Source organism: Mycobacterium sp., from assembly GCF_049673265.1.
Classification (GTDB): Bacteria; Actinomycetota; Actinomycetes; order Mycobacteriales; family Mycobacteriaceae; genus Mycobacterium.
Genome location: NZ_JBATXN010000443.1, coordinates 1 through 2208, shown reverse-complemented (window position 1 = coordinate 2208; position 2208 = coordinate 1). Strand labels below are relative to the sequence as shown.

The window sequence follows — 2208 nt, the reverse complement described above, 5'->3', positions numbered from 1 at the left end:
GCCCTCGAGGGTCGGGCGGCCGCCGCCGACCGGGTGCACCACGGTGGTCGGCAGGTCAGGCCGGGCCTCGAATACCCAGCGGCTGGTGGCAGACGGGAACACCGGCAGCCGGATCCCGGACAACCAGCGGGACAGCGCCGGGGCGCCGTGGTAGCCGAACACGCAGGCCAGCAGTATGCAGGTCAACAGCGTGACCGCACCGGCGCCCAGAGCCATCCGGGCGAGGCTCGCCAGCGTCGCGGCCAGGGACACCGTGACGATCGCAGTGCCGGTACCCAGCCGACGGCCGGTGAACCGCAAGGCCAGCATCGCGCCGACGCCTGCGACCGCGAATCCCATCACCGCGTGCGGCGCACCGACTGGTCCGGGCGGCGCGGCAGCCGCCGCCACCGCAAGTGGCGCCAGACCGCTCCACAGCAAGATGTCGCCTGCGCGGCGATCCTGAACGGTCTTGGCACGCGACAGGATCATCAGCGCCACGGAGATCACCAGCACCGCGATGACCAAGGCGTAGGGCGCCGGCACCCACGAGTCGTGGTGCCAGCGGAACCAGCCCAGCAGCACCGATCCCAACAGCACTCCGCTCGCGACCATTGCCGCACCGACCTGGATGGCCACCGTCGGGTTGATTGAGCTGAACCGCTTGCTCAGGTTGACCGATACGGCCGTCGAGATGTGCTCGATGACCTGCGAGCGGTGCTCGGTGTCTTCGACGAACCGCAGCCATACCCGATCGCCGTCGTAGATGTCCTGCTCGCTCAGCGACTGGGCGGCCCGCAGCGGTGTGCCATCGACGAGGCACAACGCCCACCTCCCCCGCTGTTTGGCTTCTAGGGCCGGCAGACCCAGCTCCCGCAGTCGGACGTTGATGACCTTGAGTAGCGGGTCGATCATCACCGACACCGGGGCGTTGGCGTCTAGCAGCACGCCGATTTGCGCGCCCTCGCCGGCGATGATGCCAACCACTACAGACTGAGGCGATGAGATCGCCTCTGTACCAGGCTGCGGCGCCTCGGCTACTGCGGTCATTGTGCAACCCCTCTGTCGACGATTTCTGGGTCCATGTGTCTTGCCTCGCTATTTGGAATTGTGACGTCGCGTCCCAATTGTTGAGCAGATTCTAGGCTGTTTCGCGGCATCCGCACCTTGAGTGAATGCTGCACCGAAAAACCTTGATATGGGCGGTATTTCCGTAACGTTTAGTTAAACTCTGCTATGCGTTTTCCACTCGCCGTAGGGAAGGGTCTCCAAAACCGTCTTGATCCCGACCTGAACTAACTGCGGGGTGGCCGTGCAGATAGCAAGCCAGGCCTCGTTCGACCCGGCAGTACGCGCTTGCTGGTACATCGCGATACGCCCGCCCGATCCGTCCTTAAGCGAGAGCACCGAGGCGCTGGGCGCCTTGGCGTCGTCTTGGTATTGCCTGGCGTAGACAGCGGCCTCAGCCGCCGGATCCGACAGCGCCTGCCCCAGCGCGGCCACCGTCGCCGCGCTGATGCCGAGCCGCCGCAGATCGCCGCCGGAGAAGACGTTGAAACCGGAGCTCTGCCAGGCCTTCGTGATTTCCAGCATTTCTTCCAGCGGCACGTTGACCGCGTTGATCGCTGCGGGATCGGCGTGATGGATCGACTCCAGGGCATCGAACACCAACGCCGCGATCGAAGTCGTGTCGGCGACTGCGACGTCGTCGACGGTGATCTCGTCGCCGACCCGTACGGCTGAGACCCAGTGCTGGCCACGGCGGGCCAGCAGCACGCGGAACTCGTTGTCCGGGATCTCGCGGGAGCCCACCGGCTCGTCCTCGCTGCCTTCTTCTTTTTCCTTGATGCCGTAGAGCAGCTTGCCCCGGGACAGCAGCGCGATGACCTCGAGGTCGGGCGCGGCCAGCACCCGCATCCGGGCAGCGATCGACTCGTCGACCTTCTCGCCCGTCACAATCCCCTGTTCGCGCATGACCGCCATGCCCGGATGCTCGTTGAGCCAGTCCATCGAATCGGTGGAAACGAATGGCCGGCACCGTAATTCGGGCGCGACGTGGCGAATATCCAGCAACGCCTGCAACATCCAGAAACCCTCGACGTTGACTGTGATATCGGTGCGGGTGGTTTGATCCATCACTACTCTCGTGTCTCGACGTGGTCGGTTACCGCAGGACGCGGCAGCGCACCCGGTTCGGTGTGCTGCCGCGCCAATTGGTGACTTTTAAGC

Annotated in this window: 2 protein-coding genes; both read right to left on the bottom strand. The window is 65.1% G+C overall.

Going from position 1 to position 2208, the window contains the following annotated elements:
- Positions 1-1029: type VII secretion integral membrane protein EccD (gene eccD / locus WBF82_RS15515; protein WP_424383878.1), on the bottom strand; the 1029-nt coding region annotated here is incomplete at its 3' end.
- Between the two features lie 174 nt (positions 1030-1203).
- Positions 1204-2115 carry an ESX secretion-associated protein EspG gene (locus WBF82_RS15510; protein ID WP_424383877.1) on the bottom strand — a complete coding sequence of 304 codons (912 nt, stop codon included), beginning with the start codon at positions 2113-2115 and terminating at the stop codon, positions 1204-1206.
- Positions 2116-2208 lie beyond the last annotated feature (93 nt).

Coding starts and splice junctions, on each gene's coding strand:
- WBF82_RS15510 (WP_424383877.1), bottom strand. CDS start 2,115: ATGGATCAAACCACCCGCACCGATATCACAGTCAACGTCGAGGGTTTC.